The organism is Streptomyces sp. NPDC046308 (assembly GCF_055588065.1).
Genome location: NZ_JBVJFB010000005.1, coordinates 205,748 through 222,564, shown reverse-complemented (window position 1 = coordinate 222,564; position 16,817 = coordinate 205,748). Strand labels below are relative to the sequence as shown.

14 protein-coding genes are annotated in these 16,817 nt (G+C 74.1%); 11 read left to right on the top strand and 3 right to left on the bottom strand.

Features of this window, described 5'->3' with window-relative positions:
* Positions 1–11: 11 nt before the first annotated feature.
* The 3 genes from ACZ6JT_RS21655 to ACZ6JT_RS21645 are packed head-to-tail and all read left to right on the top strand — an operon-like array spanning position 12 to position 4,788.
* On the top strand, positions 12–983 hold the full coding sequence (locus tag ACZ6JT_RS21655) for an oxygenase MpaB family protein (RefSeq protein WP_469211945.1): 972 nt from the start codon (positions 12–14) through the stop codon (positions 981–983).
* Positions 984–1,009: 26 nt separating this feature from the next.
* Positions 1,010–3,226, top strand: a complete 2,217-nt coding sequence (locus ACZ6JT_RS21650; protein ID WP_469211943.1) for a serine/threonine-protein kinase — start codon at positions 1,010–1,012, stop codon at positions 3,224–3,226.
* Entirely contained in the window at positions 3,223–4,788 is a 1,566-nt protein-coding gene (locus ACZ6JT_RS21645) for a phytoene desaturase family protein (protein WP_469211941.1), read from the top strand. Before ACZ6JT_RS21650 ends, ACZ6JT_RS21645 begins: the two co-directional genes overlap by 4 nt.
* Before the next feature lie 15 nt (positions 4,789–4,803).
* Here the strand turns inward: ACZ6JT_RS21645 and ACZ6JT_RS21640 are convergent, their stop codons facing one another.
* Positions 4,804–5,253, bottom strand: coding sequence for a nitroreductase family deazaflavin-dependent oxidoreductase (locus ACZ6JT_RS21640; protein ID WP_469211939.1), 450 nt, complete (start codon positions 5,251–5,253; stop codon positions 4,804–4,806).
* 39 nt (positions 5,254–5,292) lie between these two features.
* Positions 5,293–6,501, bottom strand: coding sequence for an FAD-dependent monooxygenase (locus tag ACZ6JT_RS21635; RefSeq protein ID WP_469211937.1), 1,209 nt, complete (start codon positions 6,499–6,501; stop codon positions 5,293–5,295).
* 69 nt (positions 6,502–6,570) lie between these two features.
* Between ACZ6JT_RS21635 and ACZ6JT_RS21630 the strand changes: the two genes are divergently transcribed.
* From ACZ6JT_RS21630 to ACZ6JT_RS21610, 5 genes are all read left to right on the top strand, one after another.
* On the top strand, positions 6,571–7,239 hold the full coding sequence (locus ACZ6JT_RS21630; protein WP_469211935.1) for a TetR/AcrR family transcriptional regulator: 669 nt from the start codon (positions 6,571–6,573) through the stop codon (positions 7,237–7,239).
* A 9-nt stretch (positions 7,240–7,248) separates the two neighbouring features.
* Positions 7,249–7,626, top strand: a complete 378-nt coding sequence (locus ACZ6JT_RS21625; protein WP_469211933.1) for a VOC family protein — start codon at positions 7,249–7,251, stop codon at positions 7,624–7,626.
* A gap of 88 nt (positions 7,627–7,714) precedes the next feature.
* Positions 7,715–8,332, top strand: coding sequence for a GNAT family N-acetyltransferase (locus ACZ6JT_RS21620; protein WP_469211931.1), 618 nt, complete (start codon positions 7,715–7,717; stop codon positions 8,330–8,332).
* Positions 8,333–8,524: 192 nt separating this feature from the next.
* Positions 8,525–9,169 carry a DNA alkylation repair protein gene (locus ACZ6JT_RS21615; protein ID WP_469212555.1) on the top strand — a complete coding sequence of 215 codons (645 nt, stop codon included), beginning with the start codon at positions 8,525–8,527 and terminating at the stop codon, positions 9,167–9,169.
* 111 nt (positions 9,170–9,280) lie between these two features.
* Positions 9,281–9,871, top strand: coding sequence for a GNAT family N-acetyltransferase (locus tag ACZ6JT_RS21610; protein ID WP_469211929.1), 591 nt, complete (start codon positions 9,281–9,283; stop codon positions 9,869–9,871).
* A 37-nt stretch (positions 9,872–9,908) separates the two neighbouring features.
* Here ACZ6JT_RS21610 and ACZ6JT_RS21605 read toward each other — a convergent pair whose 3' ends face one another.
* A complete protein-coding gene (locus ACZ6JT_RS21605; RefSeq protein ID WP_469212553.1) occupies positions 9,909–11,684 on the bottom strand; it encodes a serine hydrolase domain-containing protein in 1,776 nt (591 codons plus the stop codon).
* 1,067 nt (positions 11,685–12,751) lie between these two features.
* On the opposite strand from ACZ6JT_RS21605, the gene ACZ6JT_RS21600 reads away from it, so the two are divergent.
* The 3 genes from ACZ6JT_RS21600 to ACZ6JT_RS21590 all read left to right on the top strand — a co-directional run bounded on the left by ACZ6JT_RS21600 (position 12,752) and on the right by ACZ6JT_RS21590 (position 16,798).
* Positions 12,752–13,858, top strand: a complete 1,107-nt coding sequence (locus tag ACZ6JT_RS21600; RefSeq protein WP_469211927.1) for an NAD(P)H-dependent flavin oxidoreductase — start codon at positions 12,752–12,754, stop codon at positions 13,856–13,858.
* Between the two features lie 14 nt (positions 13,859–13,872).
* Entirely contained in the window at positions 13,873–15,453 is a 1,581-nt protein-coding gene (locus ACZ6JT_RS21595) for an acyl-CoA synthetase (protein ID WP_469211925.1), read from the top strand.
* A 226-nt stretch (positions 15,454–15,679) separates the two neighbouring features.
* Entirely contained in the window at positions 15,680–16,798 is a 1,119-nt protein-coding gene (locus ACZ6JT_RS21590; protein WP_469211922.1) for a calcium:cation antiporter, read from the top strand.
* The last annotated feature ends 19 nt before the right edge of the window (positions 16,799–16,817 follow it).

Sequence of the window (16,817 nt, the reverse complement as noted above, 5' to 3'; positions counted from 1 at the left end):
GGAGGTACGGGATGGGCGACACCGCTACCGCACCGGAACCGGAGCCGGGACCCGCGCCGGAACCGGAACCCACGCCGGAACCGGGACCCGCGCCAGGGCCGGCACCCGGCGTTGACCCGGGGCTGTACGGCCCGGCGTCCGTCACCTGGCACTGCCACGGCGACCCGATGATGTGGATCGCCGGCGTCCGGGCGCTCTACCTCCAGGCGCTCCACCCGCGCGCCGTCCGCGGCGTCATGGAGAACTCGGACTTCCGCCGGGACGCCTGGGGCCGGCTGCTGCGCACCGCCGACTTCGTCGGCACCCTCACCTACGGCACCACCGAGGCCGCCGAGCGCGCCGGCAGCCGGGTCCGCGCGATCCACCGCAAGCTCTCGGCCACCGATCCCGGCACCGGCGAACGCTTCCCCGTCGACGACCCCGAACTGCTGCTGTGGATCCACTGCGCGCAGATCGACAGTTTCCTGCACGTCCTGCGCCGCTCCGGCGTCCGCCTCACCGCGGCCCAGGCCGACCGTTACGTCGACGAGAACAGGGTCAACGCCCGCCTCGTCGGCCTCGACCCGGCCGCCGTGCCCGCGGGCACCGCCGGGCTCGCCGCCTACTTCGAGCGGATCCGTCCCGAGCTCGCCGCCGGCCCCGACGCGCACGCCGTGGACGACTTCCTGCGCGGCCCGCCGATCCACCCCCTCCTCGTGCCTGGCCGAAACCTGCTGTGGCGCCCGCTGGCGGGCCTCGCGTACGGTTCCCTCCCCGACTGGGCGCACCAGCTGTACGGGCGACCCGCACCGGCCCCGCGCAGCACCTCCCGGCGCCTGCGCCTCACGGGACGCGTGTTGCGCAGCATTCCCGCAGGTCTGCGCTGGAAGCTGCCTCCAGGTCACATCTTGAAAGCGATGCGTCGCATGGGCCCCGGGAGCCGCCCCTCGCCGTACACACTGCGTACATCAGCGGCCATACTGGACCGGCCGGGGAGGGCGTAGCACGACAACGGGGGCGGCTTTAAGACATGGCGGAGTCCAGACTGATCCAGGGCCGGTACCGGTCGCTCGATCTGATCGGGCGCGGCGGCATGGGCGAGGTGTGGCGCGCCCGCGACGAATCGCTGGGCCGGCACGTCGCGGTGAAGTGCCTCAAGCCGATCGGCGCCGAGCAGGACGCCCACTTCACCCAGGTGCTGCGCGAGCGGTTCCGGCGCGAGGCACGCGTGGCCGCCTCCCTCCAGCACCGCGGTGTCACGGTCGTCCACGACTTCGGTGACGACAGCGCCGCGGGCGGTCCCCTCTACCTGGTCATGGAGCTCCTCGAAGGCCGCAACCTCAGCCAGCTCCTGGAGGACAACGAGACCCGGCCGCTCCCCGTGGACGTCGTCGTCGACATCGCCGAGCAGATGGCCGCAGCCCTCGGCTACACCCACGACCAGGGCGTCGTGCACCGCGACCTGAAGCCGGCCAACATCATGCGGCTCACCGACGGCACCGTGAAGATCTGCGACTTCGGCATCGCCCGCCTCGCCCACGACATCGGCTTCACCGCCAAGCTGACCGGCGGCGGCATGGCCATGGGCACCCCGCACTACATGTCGCCCGAGCAGATCGCCGGCGGCGAGGTCGACCACCGCAGCGACCTCTACTCCCTCGGCTGCGTCCTCTACGAGATCGCCACCGGAGCCCCGCCCTTCGACCTCGGCGACTCCTGGTCGGTGCTGGTCGGCCACCGCGACACCCCGCCCGTGCCGCTGCGCGAGCACCGCCCCGAACTGCCCGCCACCTTCGAGCGGGTGGTCCTGGAGCTGCTCGCCAAGCGCCCCGAGGACCGGCCCGCCGACGCCCGCGACGTGCACCGCCGGCTCGTCGAGGCCCGGTTGGGACCGGGCGGGCTGCCCGGCGCCCAGGCCCCGCTCCCGGCGTGGGCCCGCGGAATGACCGCCGGGCGCAAGGCCGGGATCGACGCCCGCCCCGCGAGCGGCGAGTGGGCCGTGCTCACCGGCTCCTGGACGGCCGCCAGGCCCGGCGCCGGGCCGTCCGCCGTCCGTCCGAGCGGCGGGCACCCCGTCCTCGGTCCGAGCGGCGGAAACACAGTCCTCGGTCCGAGCGGCGGGCACCCCGTCCTCCGCCCCAGCGGCGGGAACGCCGTCGTCCGACCGTCCGGCGGGCAGCCCGCCGCGGGCCCCGGCGTCCGCATCGTCCGCCCCGAGCCCGCCGAGGACCCGCGCCTGACCGTGGCCTACGGCGTCCCCCGCGGCCCGGGCCCCCGGGAGAGCGGCCCCGACGCGCTCGCCGCCGGCCACACCCGCGCCTACGCCCTCAGCCGCTCGGGCCGGCCCGAGGAAGCCCTCGCCGTGTACACGGCCGTGGCCGAGGGACGCACGCGGGAACTCGGCCCGGACCACGCCGACACCCTCGCCGCGCGCCAGGAGACGGCGTACGAGCTGGGCCGGCTGGGTCGCCACCAGGAGGCGTACGACACCTACCGGGCGGTGCTCGTCGCCCGCGAACGGACCACGGGCCGGCTCCACCCCGACACCCTGCGCTGCCGCCACAACCTGGCCTGCGCCCTGGGTGCGCTGGGCCGGTTCGCGGAGGCCCACGCCACCGCCGCCGCGGTCGCCGCCGACCGGGCCGCCGTCCTGGGCCCCGAGCACGCGGACACGCTGCTGACCCGGTACGAGGCGGCGTACGCGCTCGGCCGCCTGGAGCGCTGGCAGGAGGCCCTGGCCGGCTTCCACGAGGTCGCCGCCGTACGGGAGCGGGTGCTCGGCCGCGACCACCCCGACACCCTGGCCGCCCGCTACGAGGTCGGCATCGCGCTCGGCCGCACCGGGAACAGCGCCCAGGCCCTCGACCTCTTCCGGGCGCTGGTCCGCGACCGCACCCGCGCCTACGGGGCCGCCGATCCCGAGACCCTGCGCGCCCGGCACGTCCTCGGGGTCAACCTGGGCCGCCTGGAGCGCTGGGAGGAGGCGGTGGCCGAGGCCCGGCAGGTGGGTGCCGTACGGGCCGAGGTGCTCGGCGCCGAGCACCCGGACACCCTGGTCAGCCGCCGGGAACTCGCCGTCGGGCTCGGCCGGCTGGGCCGCTGGGACGAGGCGCTGCCCATCTACCGGGAACTCTCCGGCATCCGCGAACGGTCCCTGGGCGACGAACATCCGGACACGGCGCTGGCCCACGCCGACGAGGCCCACTGTCTGGAGCGGCTCGGCCAGGTGTGTTACCAAGAGCCATGACGACCTTCGGGCGGGACGTGTACGACGACGTGATCGTGGGCGGCGGGCACAACGGCCTGGTGGCCGCCGCGTACCTGGCCAGGGCGGGCAGATCGGTCCTCGTCCTGGAACGGCTCGGGAAGACGGGCGGAGCGGCGATCTCCAGCCGCCCCTTCACCGGCGTCGACGCCCGCCTCTCCCGCTACTCCTACCTCGTCTCGCTGCTCCCGGCGAAGATCGTGCGCGACCTGGACCTGCGGTTCGCGGTGCGCAAGCGGACGATCTCCTCGTACACGCCCGTGGAACGCGACGGCCGGCCCGGGGGACTGCTCGTCGGCGGCGGCGAGCAGCGCACCCGGGAGTCCTTCGCCCGGCTGACCGGCTCGGACCGGGAGTACGAGAGCTGGCGCGCCTTCTACGGGACCACCGGGGAGGTGGCGCGGAAGGTGTTCCCCACCCTGACCGAGCCGTTGCCCACGCGCGCGGAGCTGCGGGCCCGGATCGACGACGAGGTCGCGTGGCGGATGCTGTTCGAGGAGCCGCTCGGGCAGGCGGTCGAGCGGCACTTCACCGACGACCTGGTCCGCGGGGTGGTCCTCACGGACGGGTTGATCGGCACCTTCGCGGACGCGCACGACCCCTCCCTCGCGCAGAACCGCTGTTTCCTCTACCACGTCATCGGCGGCGGGACGGGGGACTGGGACGTCCCGGTCGGCGGCATGGGCGCCCTGACGGACGCCCTCGCCGCCGCGGCGCGGGCCGCCGGGGCGGAGATCGCCACCGGCCACGAGGTGCTGAGGATCGACACGGACGGAACCGCTCCGGCCGAGGTGGTCTTCCGTACGGCCAAGGGGGAGGGCCGGGTCGTCGGCCGTACGGTCCTGGTGAACGCCTCACCGCGGGCGCTGGCCGAACTCCTCGGCGAGGAACCGCCGAAGGAGGCCCCCGAGGGCGCCCAGCTCAAGGTCAACATGCTGCTGCGCCGGCTGCCCCGGCTGCGGGACACCACCGTGGACCCGCGCGAGGCCTTCGGCGGCACCTTCCACATCGCCGAGGGGTACGCCGAACTCGCCCGGGCCCACGCGGAGGCCGCCTCCGGCGAGCTGCCCTCCGTACCGCCCTCGGAGATCTACTGCCACTCGCTGACCGACCCGACGATCCTCGGACCCGAGCTGGTGGAGCAGGGATACCAGACGCTGACCCTCTTCGGCCTGCACACCCCCGCCCGGCTGTTCGGGCACGACAACCACCAGGCCCGTGAGGTGCTGCTGACCGCGACCCTCGCGCAGCTCGACGCGCACCTGGCCGAACCCCTCACCGACTGCCTCGCCTTCGACGCCGACGGCCGCCCGTGCATCGAGGCGAAGACACCGCTGGACCTGGAGCGCGAACTGGGGCTGCCCGGCGGGCACATCTTCCACCGCGACCTGTCCTGGCCCTTCGCCGAATCGGGCGGGGGCGGCCGCTGGGGCGTGGAGACCGCCCACCGCAACGTACTGCTGTGCGGTGCGGGGGCGGTCCGGGGCGGCGGCGTCAGCGGCGTCCCCGGACACAACGCGGCGATGGCGGTCCTGGGGCACTAGTGCGGGCTGAACCAGCTACGCGATCGGCTCGATGACCACGATCGGGATCTCGCGGTCCGTCTTGGTCTGGTACTCGTCGTACGCGGGCCAGTGCTTCACCATCACGGGCCAGTACGCGGCGCGCTCCTCGGGGGTCGCGGTGCGGGCCGTGCCCTGGAGGATCCTGGCGCCGACCTGGATGCGGACCTCGGGGTGCTCGGTCAGGTTGCGGAACCAGAGCGGGTGTTCGGGCGCGCCGCCCTTGGAGGCGACGAGCAGGTAGCGGCCGTCCGCCTCGCCGTAGATGAGGGGGGTGCGCACGGGCTTGCCCGAGACCCGGCCGACGGTGGTCAGCAGGAGGGTCTGGGTTCCGTTCCAGTCGTGGCCCTCGGAGCCGTTGGAGGCCACGTACTGCTTGACGTGGTCGAGCTGCCAGCTTCCCGGCCTGGGGTCGGTCGGGTTGTCCCAGTCGATGGCGGTGGTCATGCGGTCTCGCCTGCCTTCGCGTTGAACGGTCAACGAACCTCACCAACGAGTGCCAACGCCCGCGGGCACGGTGTCCATTCCGTCCGGGAGGGTGAATCCGTCGAAGAGGGCGTCCATGGCCCGGTGCGCCGCACGGGCCGGGGTGGCGCGGACCGCGAGATCGCGGACGGCCACGGCGACCGGATGGGTGAGGGCGGCGATCCGGCCCGCGCGGCGGGCCCGGACGCGGATGGCGTCGGTGCGTGCGCAGCGGGCCGCGCTGTAGGCGGCGAGAGCGCTCGGCACGTCCGTACCGCGGGCCCCGTCCAGCAGATGGGCGAGGACCACGGCGTCCTCGACGGCCTGGCAGCCGCCCTGCCCCAGGTTGGGCGTCATGGCGTGGGCGGCGTCGCCGAGCCAGGCGAGGCGTCCGTGGTGGAAGCGGGGGAGCGGGGCCGCCAGGTCGTACAGGTCGTGCTGGAGCACGGCCGCCGGGTCGATCCGCTCCAGCAGGGCCGGGATCGGGTCGTGCCAGGTGCCGTAGCGGCGCAGCAGTTCGGTGCGGACGTCGGCGGGGCGGTGGCCCTCGGGGACGACGGCGGTGGCGTAGACGTACGTCCGGCCGTCGGCGAGCGGGACGACGCCGAAGCGCTCGCCGCGGCCCCACGTCTCGGCGGTGACCGCTCCGGCGTGGCCCCCGGCGGCGGGCAGGACGGTGCGCCAGGCGGTCTCCCCGCTGTAGCGCAGGCCGGGGTGGTCCGGGAAGTACCGGCGCCGGAGCGGGCTGTGGATGCCGTCGGCGGCCAGCACCAGGTCGGCGCCGCCGAGGTCGCCGTCCGAGGTGCGGACCACCGGGGAGCCGTCCGCACCGGTCACCGAGTCGACGGCGACGCCGTACCGGACCGTGCCCTCGGGAAGCGCGGCGGCCAGGGCGTCGGCCAGGGCCGAGCGGTGCACGGCGAGCGGCGGACCGCCGTAGCGGGCGGCGAGCGCGGCCGTGTCGGCGCGGCTCAGCCAGCGTCCGTCCGCGCGGCGCAGGCCCATCGCGGCCGGGACGGCCCGGCCCACCGCGCGGGTGACGTCGAAGCCGATGGCGTCGAAGGCGCGCAGGGCGTTGGGGGCGAGGACGATCCCGGCGCCGACGGCGGACGGGCCGGGAGCCCGCTCGCAGACGGTGACCCGCCAGCCCCGTCGGTGCAGGGCCACGGCCGCGGTGAGTCCGCCGATCCCCGCGCCCGCCACGACCGCCTCACGCTGAACTGTCGACATCGCGCATCCCCTCTTCCCTCTACAGCTGTAGAGCCTGATTCCCTCACTCTACAGCTGTAGAGTGAGGGGGTGTCCACCTCCTCCACGCCCCCCGCCCCCCGCCGGGGCGAACGCTCCCCGGACCGCAGGACCCTGATCGCCGACACCGCGATCGGCCTCGTCGCCGCCTCTGGGCTCCGCGGGCTGACGCACCGCGCGGTCGACGGCGCGGCCGGGCTGCCCGCGGGCAGCACCTCGTACTACTTCCGTACGCGGACGGCGCTGATCGCCGCCTGCTACGAGCGGCTGGCCGAACTGGACCTCGGTGACGTCGGTGACCTCGGTGACGTCGGCGACGTCGGTGACCTCGACGGCGGGGGCCCGTCCGCGCTCCCGGTGGCGGACCGGGACGCGGCCGCCGCCGCGCTGGCCCGGGTGCTGTACCGCTGGTTGACAGTGGGGCGCGAGCGCCAGCTGGCCCGCTTCGAACTCACCCTGGAGGCGGCACGCAACCCCGCACTGGAGGCGGACCTCCTCCGGGCGGGGCAGGGTCCCCGGGCCCGCGCCGCGGGCATCCTCGCGGCCCTCGGGGCCGATCGGCCGGAGGAGGCCGCCGAGTTGCTGGTCGCCTGGACGGACGGGCTCCTGTACGACCGGCTGGCAGGCGCCCTCGCCCGCTCCCGCGTGGCCCCGGACCAGGCCGAACTGACCGCCGTGGCACGCCGGATGATCGAAGCGGTCCTCGCGCACCACGGTTAGGATCCGGTCATGATCGCTGAACTGCAGTGCGTGGTCCTGGACTGCCCCGATCCGCAGGCGCTGGCCGAGTTCTACCGGTCGCTGCTGGGTGGGAACGTCGACCAGCCGGACCGGCGGTGGGCGGTCGGCGCGGACTGGGCGACGCTGCACGCGCCGTCGGGTCTGGTCCTCGCCTTCCAGCGTGTGGCGGACCACCTGCCCCCGCGCTGGCCGGACCCCACCCGGCCGCAGCAGTTCCACCTGGACCTCGGCGTCCCTGACCTCGACCGCGCGCAGGAGCAGGTGCTGGCGGTCGGCGCGACGCTGCTCGACGGGGACGCGGGCGGGCGCGGCTGGCGGGTCTTCGCGGACCCGGCGGGGCACCCCTTCTGCCTGGTCCGCCACTAGCGGCTGACGGGGGGCGGGTGGCGGTGCCGTGTCCGACAAGTCGGACCCCGCCTGCGGCGACCAAGATCATCAAATGCAGAATGTCCACATGCCGATACCGAACACGCTGAAGACGGCAGCGATCGACGATGCCGCGCTGATCAGCCGCTCCCTGGCCCGGGCTTTCGACGACGACCCGATGATGCGCTGGTTCTTCCCCGACGACGCCTCGCGCGAGGCGTCACTGGGCAGTTACTTCACCACGCTCTTCACCCGGCAGTACGTCTCCAACGCCGTGTGCGAGGTCACCGAGGCCGCCGCGGCGTTCTGGGTGCCCCCGGAAGCGCAGGCCAAGGCCGTTCCCGACGCGGAAACCATCCGGCGGCTCCAGGACATCCTCGGGGACCGCGCCGAGCTGTTCGGGGCCGCGGTCGAGGCGGCCGCGCAGCACACCCCCCGGGAACCGCACTGGTACCTCGCGGTGATCGGCGCCGACCCCGCCGCCCAGGGCACGGGCCAGGGAGCGGCGCTGCTGCGCTCGGGCCTCGCCAAGGCCGACGCGGCGGGCCTGCCTGCCTGCCTGGAGTCCTCCAAGGCGTCCAATCTCCCCTTCTACGCACACTTCGGCTTCACCGTGCGCGAGGAGCTGCGGCTGCCCGGCGGCGGCCCGACCCTGTGGGCGATGCGCCGCGAACCACGCCCCGCGGCCGACGCCCGGGCCGTCTGACACGCCGGGGCGGGCGGACCCGGCCTCGTGGGTGACGGACGGCCGCTCGCCCCGGCCCGGCACGCGTCGTAGGCTGCCTCCCGCACGGACGGACGGGAGGCCGAGATGGCCGAGACGGTGGTGAGCCGGGTGACGGCGACCGAGGTGACGGTGACCGAGGTGACGGTGACCGAGGTGACGGTGGCCGAGGTGATGGCCGAGCTGGCCGCGCTCGAGGATCCGAAGGCCCGCGCGGTCAACGAGAAGCACGGTGACGATCACGGTGTGAACCTCGGCAGGCTGCGGGCGCTCGCGAAGCGGCTGAAGACGCAGCAGGACCTCGCACGCCGGCTCTGGGAGACGGACGACACCGCGGCGAGACTGCTGGCGATCCTGATCTGCCGCCCGAAGGCGTTCGAGCGCGACGACCTGGACGTCATGCTGCGCGGGGCGCGCGCCCCCAAGGTGCACGACTGGCTCATGAACTACGTGGTGAAGAAGAACCCGCACCGGGAAGAGCTGCGCCTGGCCTGGTCCGCCGACCCCGACCCGGTGGTCGCCAGTGCAGGCTGGGCGCTGACCACCGACCGCGTGGCGAAAAGGCCCGAGGGCCTCGACCTCGCGGGGCTCCTCGACGTGATCGAGGCGCAGATGAAGGACGCCCCGGACCGCCTCCAGTGGGCGATGAACCACTGTCTGGCGCAGATCGGCATCGAGCACGCCGAGTACCGCGCCCGCGCCCTCGACATCGGTGAGCGCCTCGAAGTGCTCAGGGACTACCCGACCTCCCCGGGCTGCACCTCCCCGTTCGCGCCGATCTGGATCACCGAGATGGTGCGCCGACGGAACGCCGGGTGAAGGCCCGCCCGCACCGGCCCCCCAAAGGCGGCGTGAGCCGCTGAATTCGGGGGCGGCGAAGACCGGCCAGGGCGGATACTGCGGGTCCCGCAGACCCACCGAGGAGTTCCGATGATCACCTGGCGCCGGCTCGAGGAGTCCGACTTCCCGCGACTGGGGCAGTGGCTGGCGCAGCCGCACGTCGCACGCTGGTGGAACCACGAGACCTCCCCCGAGGCCGTCGAGCGCGACTTCGGGCCCGCGGTCCGGGGGGAGGAGCCGGCCGAGGACCTGCTCGTCCTGCTCGACGGCGAACCGATCGGGCTCGTGCAGCGCTGCCGGCTCGCCGACTACCCGGACTACCTGGCCGAGCTGGCGGCCGAAGTCGACGTACCCGACGGGGCGGTGACGATCGACTACCTGATCGGCGAACCCCGCCTGGCCGGCCGGGGACACGGCACGCGCATGATCCACGCGGTCGTCGAGGCGACCTGGAGCGACCACCCCGACGCCACGGCGATCATCGTCCCGGTACCGGCCGCCAACCGGGCCTCTTGGCGGGCGCTGGAGAAGGCGGGCCTGCACCGGGTCGCCGAGGCCTCCCTGGAGCCCGACAACCCCGTCGACGACCGCACCCACTTCGTCTACCGGGCGAACCGTACGAACCGTCCGCCCCGCCCGCCCCGCTCGCCCCTCTCACCCCACCCGACTCCCGGCCGGTAGCTTCGCCGGGCCACCGAGGGGCCGCCCCCCTTCTGTCCTAGTCCGTGGAGCGGGTCCAGCCGATGGCCTCCAGGCGGGGGGCGTCGGCGGGGCGGTCCTCCGCGAAGAGGAGGCGGGCCGGTTCCGACACGCGGACGATGTCCACGTAGATCCCACGGCCGACGTAGCGGCCGGTCGCGGTGTGGCGGAAGCGCAGGCGTACCTCGCGGCCCGACCACGCGGCCGTGAGGGGGGCTTCGAGACGGTGCCAGGTGCGGCCGGACCAGCCGCTCACGGAGCCTCGGGGCCATTGCTCGGGCGCGCCGCCGGTGGACCGGACGGTGCTGAAGGGCAGTGGTTCCCAGTGCTCGCCGTCGGCTGAGACCTCCAGATGTAGGGCGCCCTCGCCGGGCACGGTGTCCCACCACACCGCGCAGCGCAGCCGGGCGGCAGGCGTGGCCGGGGTGAGCGGCGGCAGGGTGAGCGTGCCCGAGGCGCCCGGCTGGATTCCGGAGAACCAGGCCGCGCCGCCGTGCCGGGTGCGGACCGGTACGGCGCGGGCGAAGCGGTTGCCGACGGCGACGCGCGGCGCGCTGCCGGCGCGCCAGGTGCGTACGGGGTGGACGGAGTTGCCCAGCAGGACCAGGAAGGAGTCGGTGGACGGGTCGAGGACGAGGGAGGTGCCGGTGAAGCCGGTGTGGCCGGCGGAGTGCGGGGTGGCCATCGCGCCCATGTACCAGTGCTGGTAGAGCTCGAAGCCGAGACCGTGGTCGTCGCCGGGGAAGGCCGTGTTGTAGTCCGTGAACAGCAGCTCGACGGAGGCGGGGCGCAGGATGCGCCTGCCCGCGTAGACCCCGCCGTCGAGGAGGGCGCGGGCGAGGACGGCCAGGTCCCAGGCGGTGCCGAAGACGCCGGCGTGGCCCGCGACCCCGCCGAGCGCGTACGCGTTCTCGTCGTGGACCTCGCCCCACACCAGCCCGCGGTCGAGGCCGGACCAGGGCGGGCGCTGCACCTCGGTGGCGGCGGTGACCCGGCGCCAGGAGAGCGGTGGGTTGTAACGAGTGCGCTGCATCCCGAGTGGAGCAGTGATCTCGTCGTGGAGCAGGACGTCCAAAGTGCGACCAGTGATCCGTTCCAAGAGCAGCTGGAGGGTGATCAGGTTCAGGTCGGAGTACCGGTAGACCGTCCCGGGAGTCTCCTGAGGCCTCACCGACCACAGCAGCCTCAGGCGACCCTCCCGTGTGGACTCCTTGTAGAAGGGCGCCCAGGACCGTAGTCCCGAGGTGTGGGTGAGCAGTTGGCGGACCGTGATCACCTCTTTGCCGCCCCCGGTGAACTCCGGTACGTACCGGCGCACCGGTGCCTCCAGCTCCAACTTCCCCCGCTCCATCTGTTGCACGGCCAGGATGGAGGTGAAGAGCTTGGTCAGCGAGGCCAGGTCGAAGACGGTGTCCTCCGCCATCGCGATCCGCTCGGCCGCCGGGAATTCCCGGACCCGGTCGGTCCGCCCGTCGTAGTCCGCGTAGCGCACGGCCTCGCCCATGGCCCGGTGCAGGGCGATCGTGCGGCCCCGGCCCGCGAGGACCACGGCGCCGGCGTAGTAGGGGTGTTCGGGGGAGGGGCCCAGGAACCGTCGGGCCTCGTCCGCGACCCCCTCCAGGTGGCTCTCCAGCAGCCCGGCCTGGCGTGCCGACCCGTAGCGCAGGCGCAGGCCCTGGAGCGCGCGCCGCTCGGCCGGGTTGCCCGCGGCGCCGGCGGGGCGGGGGAGCGCGGCGTGCAGGACGAGCACCCCGCCGAGCGCGAGCAGCCGCGCCCCGAGCCGCCGCCGCGTCAACCCCCTCCCGAGCCCCTGCGACCGCCCAAGGCCGCCACCGCCCGCACCACCCGTCCCCTCCCCACCGCCCACGCGCCCCGCGCCGCTGGTCCCTTCCGCACCCGCGGAGCCGCCCGTGCGGTCCGGCCCTTCCGCGCTCGCCGTGCCGCTCGCGCCGCTGGTCCGCTCCGCGCCCGCGGAGCCGCCCGTGCCGCTGGTCCGTTCCGCCCCCGCGGTGCCGCCCGTGCCACCCGAGCGTTCCGTGCCAGCCGTGGCGCCGGCGGCCCTCGTGCCGTCCGTCCCTTCCGCGCCCGCCGTGCCGTTCCTGCCGTCCGTCCGTTCCGTGCCCGCGATGTTGTCCGTCAGTTCCATGCCTGCGGTGTCGCTCGTGCCGCCTGTGACTTCCGCGCCGGCCATGCCGTGCGTGCCGCTCGTACCACCCGTCAGTTCCGCGGCCGCGGTGCCGCCCGTGCGTCCCGCGTCGGCCGTGGCGCCGGTGGCCCTCGTGCCGTCCGCCCGTTCCGCTCCCGCGGTGCCGTACCTGCCGTTCGTGCCGCCGGTCAGTTCCGCGCCGGCCACGCGGCCCGCGCCGCCCGTCAGTTCCGCGCCCGCGGAGCCGCTCGTGCGGTCCGGCCGTTCCGCGCTCGCCGTGCCGCTCGCGCCGCTGGTCCGCTCCGCGCCCGCGGTGCCGCCCGTGCCGCCCGTCAGTTCCGCGCCAGCGGTGCCGCTCGTGCGGTCCGCGCTTTCCGGGCTCGCCGTGCCGCTGGTCCGTTCCGTGCCGGCCTCCGCCACCGCTTCGGCCCCCGTGTCCGCTGCCATCCGGCCCTCCTCGTCCGCCACCCGCACCCGCAACCCGCTGTCCGCCGTCGGCTGTGCGTCGGCCGGGGCCCGGCGTCTGCCGTGCGTGCGCCGCAGGCGGACCGGGCCCGGGCCCCACGGATCTGCCGAGCGCGCCGCAGGCGATCCGCACGCTAGTGGGTATCTGCCCGCCCGCCGGGCACCCTCCGCACCGACCGGCCCGTAAAGAATCTGACACTGCATCAGAAAATCTCTTCCCTCGCATGCCGGGCTGCGGCATCCTGCCGCCCATGGAGACGGAGCTGAGCAAGAAACTGGGAGTCGAGCACGCCATCTTCGGCTTCACGCCCTTCCCGGCGGTCGCCGCTGCCATCACCCGCGCGGGTGGCTTCGGCGTACTCGGTGCGGTCCGCTACACCGCTCCCGACGACCTCAAACGCGACCTCGACTGGATGCAGGCGCACACCGACGGCAAGCCCTACGGCCTCGACGTCGTCATGCCCGCCAAGAAGGCCGTCGACGGCATCAGCGAAGCCGACATCGAGGCGATGATCCCGGCCGGGCACCGCGCCTTCGTCCGCGACACCCTCGCCAAGCACCACGTGCCCGAGCTCGCCGAGGGCGAGGCCTCCGGCTGGCGGATCACCGGCTGGATGGAGCAGGTCGCCCGGGGCCAGCTCGACGTCGCCTTCGACTACCCCATCAAACTCCTGGCGAACGCCCTCGGTTCCCCGCCCGCCGACGTCATCGCCCGCGCCCACGACCACGGCGTCCTCGTCGCCGCCCTCGCGGGCAGCGCCAAGCACGCCCGCCGCCACGCGGAAGCCGGCATCGACATCGTCGTCGCCCAGGGGTACGAGGCCGGCGGCCACACCGGCGACATCGCCACCATGGTCCTCGTCCCGGAGATCGCCGAAGCCGTCGCCCCGCTCCCGGTCCTCGCGGCCGGCGGCATCGGCAGCGGCGAGCAGATCGCCGCCGGACTCGCCCTCGGTGCCCAGGGTGCCTGGCTCGGCTCCCTCTGGCTCACCACCACCGAGGCCGATCTCCACTCGCGCGCCCTCACCGAGAAGCTGCTCGCCGCGGGCTCCGGCGACACCGTCCGCTCCCGCGCCCTCACCGGCAAGCCCGCCCGCCAGCTGCGCACCGAGTGGACCGACGCCTGGGACGACCCGGAGGGGCCGGGCGCGCTCCCCATGCCCCTCCAGGGCCTGCTCGTCGCCGAGGCCGTCTCCCGGATCCAGAAGTACGAGGTCAACCCGCTGCTCGGCACCCCCGTCGGCCAGATCGTCGGCCGGATGAACAGCGAACGCAGCGTCCAGGCCGTCTTCGACGACCTCACCAGCGGCTTCGAGCGCGCCATCGACCGCATCAACCGCATCGCCGGCCGGGCCTGAGAGGTGTGATCAGCATGAGTGACCAGCCCGCATGGGTGTCCCCCCGGACGAAGTCCGGGGGAGGTTTCTGGGCCCAGGCGGCCGCCGACCCCGAGCGCACCGTCCTCGTCACCCCCGAGGGCGAGGAGTGGAGCGCCGGCCGGCTGCACGCCGACGTCAACCGCCTCGTCCACGGCCTGCGCGCCGCCGGTCTGCGGCAGGGGGACGTCTTCGCCGTCGTCCTCCCCAACGGCGTGGAGTTCCTCACCGCCTACCTCGCCGCCTCCCAGGCCGGCTTCTACCTCGTCCCCGTCAACCACCACCTCGTCGGCCCCGAGATCGCCTGGATCGTCTCCGACTCCGGGGCCAAGGTGCTCATCGCCCACGAGCGCTTCGCCGACGCCGCCGTCGCCGCGGCCGACGAGGCCGCCCTCCCCGCGAGCCACCGCTACTGCGTCGGAGCGGTCCCGGGCTTCCGCCCGTACGGGGACCTCCTCGCCGGTCAGCCCGGGTCGGTGCCCGGAGAGCGCACGCTCGGCTGGGTCATGAACTACACCTCCGGCACCACCGGCCGCCCGCGGGGGATCCGCCGCCCGCTGCCCGGCAAGCTCCCCGAGGAGACGCACCTCGGCGGCTTCCTCGGCATCTTCGGCATCCGCCCCTTCGACGGGAACGTCCACCTGGTCTGCTCGCCGCTCTACCACACGGCCGTCCTCCAGTTCGCGGGCGCCGCCCTGCACATCGGGCACCCGCTGGTCCTGATGGACAAGTGGACCCCGCAGGAGATGCTGCGCCTGATCGACGCTCACTCCTGCACCCACACCCACATGGTCCCCACCCAGTTCCACCGGCTCCTCGCGCTCCCGCAGGAGACCAAGGACGCGTACGACGTCTCCTCGATGCGGCACGCCATCCACGGCGCCGCGCCCTGCCCCGACCACGTCAAACGGGCGATGATCGACTGGTGGGGCGGCTGCGTGGAGGAGTACTACGCGGCGAGCGAGGGCGGCGGTGCCTTCGCCACCGCCGAGGACTGGCTGAAGAAGCCGGGAACCGTCGGCAAGGCCTGGCCGATCAGCGAGCTCGCCATCTTCGACGACGACGGCAACCGGCTGCCCCCCGGCGAACTGGGCACCGTCTACATCAAGATGAACACGGGCGGCTTCAGCTACCACAAGGACGAGGCCAAGACGAAGAAGAACCGCATCGGTGACTTCTTCACCGTCGGCGACCTCGGCCTGATGGACGAGGAGGGGTACCTCTTCCTCCGCGACCGCAAGATCGACATGATCATCTCCGGCGGGGTCAACATCTACCCAGCCGAGATCGAGTCGGCGCTGCTCACCCACCCGGCCGTCGCGGACGCCGCCGCCTTCGGCATCCCGCACGCCGACTGGGGCGAGGAGGTCAAGGCGGTCATCGAACCGGCCGAGGGCTTCGCCGCGGGCGACGCGCTCGCCGCGGAGATCCTGCACCACTGCGAACGGCAGCTCGCCGGCTACAAACGCCCCAAGACGGTCGACTTCATCGAGACGATGCCGCGCGACCCGAACGGCAAGCTCTACAAGCGGCGCCTGCGCGACCCGTACTGGGAGGGCCACGACCGCGCCATGTGAGCCCGAGTCACCCCCGGGTGAAGTGGCGGACCGCCGCGCGGTGGGGGACCTCGGGGGCGCCCGGCGCCGGCGCGGAAGCTGCGGCAGGCGCGCCCGCCACGCCAGGCGCGCCCGCCACGCCCGCCACGCCCGCCACGCCCGGCGCGTGCGTGAGAAGAGCCACGTCAGGGCGGTGAGGACGACGCTCGGGCCGCATCGGAGGGACACTTCTGGCAAGTTGGCTGATATGAGTACGGCTACCCGCAGATCCGCCCTGACCGACTGGACCCTCCTCGTCCCCCTGGTGGCGCTCGTCGCGCTCGTCCTCAGCTGGGGGCGCGACCTGCCCGCGCTCGGGGTGGTGCTGGTCGCGCTCTGCCTCGCGGGGGCGGTGCTGGCGGCCGTCCACCACGCCGAGGTCGTCGCCCACCGGGTCGGGGAACCCTTCGGCTCCCTCGTGCTCGCCGTCGCGGTGACCGTCATCGAAGTCGCCCTCATCGTCACCCTGATGGCCGACGGCGGGGACAAGACCGCCTCGCTCGCCCGGGACACGGTCTTCGCCGCCGTCATGATCACCTGTAACGGCATCGTCGGCCTGTCCCTGTTCGTCCGGGCCCTGCGCAACCGGGTCGCGGTCTTCAACCCCGAGGGCTCCGGCGCGGCCCTCGCCACCGTCGCGACCCTCGCCGTCCTCAGCCTGGTCCTGCCCACCTTCACGACGAGCAAGCCCGGCCCGGAGTTCTCCAGCGCCCAGCTGACCTTCGCCGCCGTCGCCTCGCTCGCCCTGTACGGCCTGTTCGTCGCCGTCCAGACCGTCCGCCACCGGGACTACTTCCTGCCCGTGGAGACCGAGCCGCCGACCGGCCGGCCCGACGGCCCCGACGACGAGGACCACGCCGCGCCGCCCACCGCCCGCGCCGCCCTGATCAGCACCGGCCTGCTGCTGGTCGCGCTCATCGCGGTCGTCGGCGACGCCAAGGCGGTCTCCCCGACCATCGAGAAGGGCGTCGCCGACGCCGGCCTGCCCAATGCCGTCGTCGGCGTGATCATCGCCCTGCTCGTCCTGCTGCCCGAGACCCTGGCCGCGGTCCGCGCAGCCCGCCGCGGCCGGGTCCAGACCAGCCTCAACCTCGCCTACGGCTCCGCCATCGCCAGCATCGGCCTGACCATCCCCGCCATCGCCCTGGCCTCGATCTGGCTCTCCGGCCCGCTCCTGCTCGGCCTCGGTCCGGTCCACATGGTGCTGCTCGCCCTGACCGTCGTCGTCAGCGCCCTCACCATCGCCCCCGGCCGCGCCACGCTGCTCCAGGGCGGCGTGCACATCGTGCTGCTGGCCGCGTACCTCTTCCTGGCCGTCAGCCCCTGAGGGCCGACGGCCGGGAAGA

Bases quoted from the DNA above. Each gene is read 5' to 3' on its own strand.
- ACZ6JT_RS21655 (WP_469211945.1), top strand. From the start codon at position 12: ATGGGCGACACCGCTACCGCACCGGAACCGGAGCCGGGACCCGCGCCG.
- ACZ6JT_RS21635 (WP_469211937.1), bottom strand. From the start codon at position 6,501: ATGTCGACAGTTCAGCGTGAGGCGGTCGTGGCGGGCGCGGGGATCGGC.
- ACZ6JT_RS21650 (WP_469211943.1), top strand. From the start codon at position 1,010: ATGGCGGAGTCCAGACTGATCCAGGGCCGGTACCGGTCGCTCGATCTG.
- ACZ6JT_RS21595 (WP_469211925.1), top strand. From the start codon at position 13,873: ATGAGTGACCAGCCCGCATGGGTGTCCCCCCGGACGAAGTCCGGGGGA.
- ACZ6JT_RS21615 (WP_469212555.1), top strand. From the start codon at position 8,525: ATGGCCGAGCTGGCCGCGCTCGAGGATCCGAAGGCCCGCGCGGTCAAC.
- ACZ6JT_RS21590 (WP_469211922.1), top strand. From the start codon at position 15,680: ATGAGTACGGCTACCCGCAGATCCGCCCTGACCGACTGGACCCTCCTC.
- ACZ6JT_RS21610 (WP_469211929.1), top strand. From the start codon at position 9,281: ATGATCACCTGGCGCCGGCTCGAGGAGTCCGACTTCCCGCGACTGGGG.
- ACZ6JT_RS21645 (WP_469211941.1), top strand. From the start codon at position 3,223: ATGACGACCTTCGGGCGGGACGTGTACGACGACGTGATCGTGGGCGGC.
- ACZ6JT_RS21640 (WP_469211939.1), bottom strand. From the start codon at position 5,253: ATGACCACCGCCATCGACTGGGACAACCCGACCGACCCCAGGCCGGGA.
- ACZ6JT_RS21600 (WP_469211927.1), top strand. From the start codon at position 12,752: ATGGAGACGGAGCTGAGCAAGAAACTGGGAGTCGAGCACGCCATCTTC.
- ACZ6JT_RS21620 (WP_469211931.1), top strand. From the start codon at position 7,715: ATGCCGATACCGAACACGCTGAAGACGGCAGCGATCGACGATGCCGCG.
- ACZ6JT_RS21625 (WP_469211933.1), top strand. From the start codon at position 7,249: ATGATCGCTGAACTGCAGTGCGTGGTCCTGGACTGCCCCGATCCGCAG.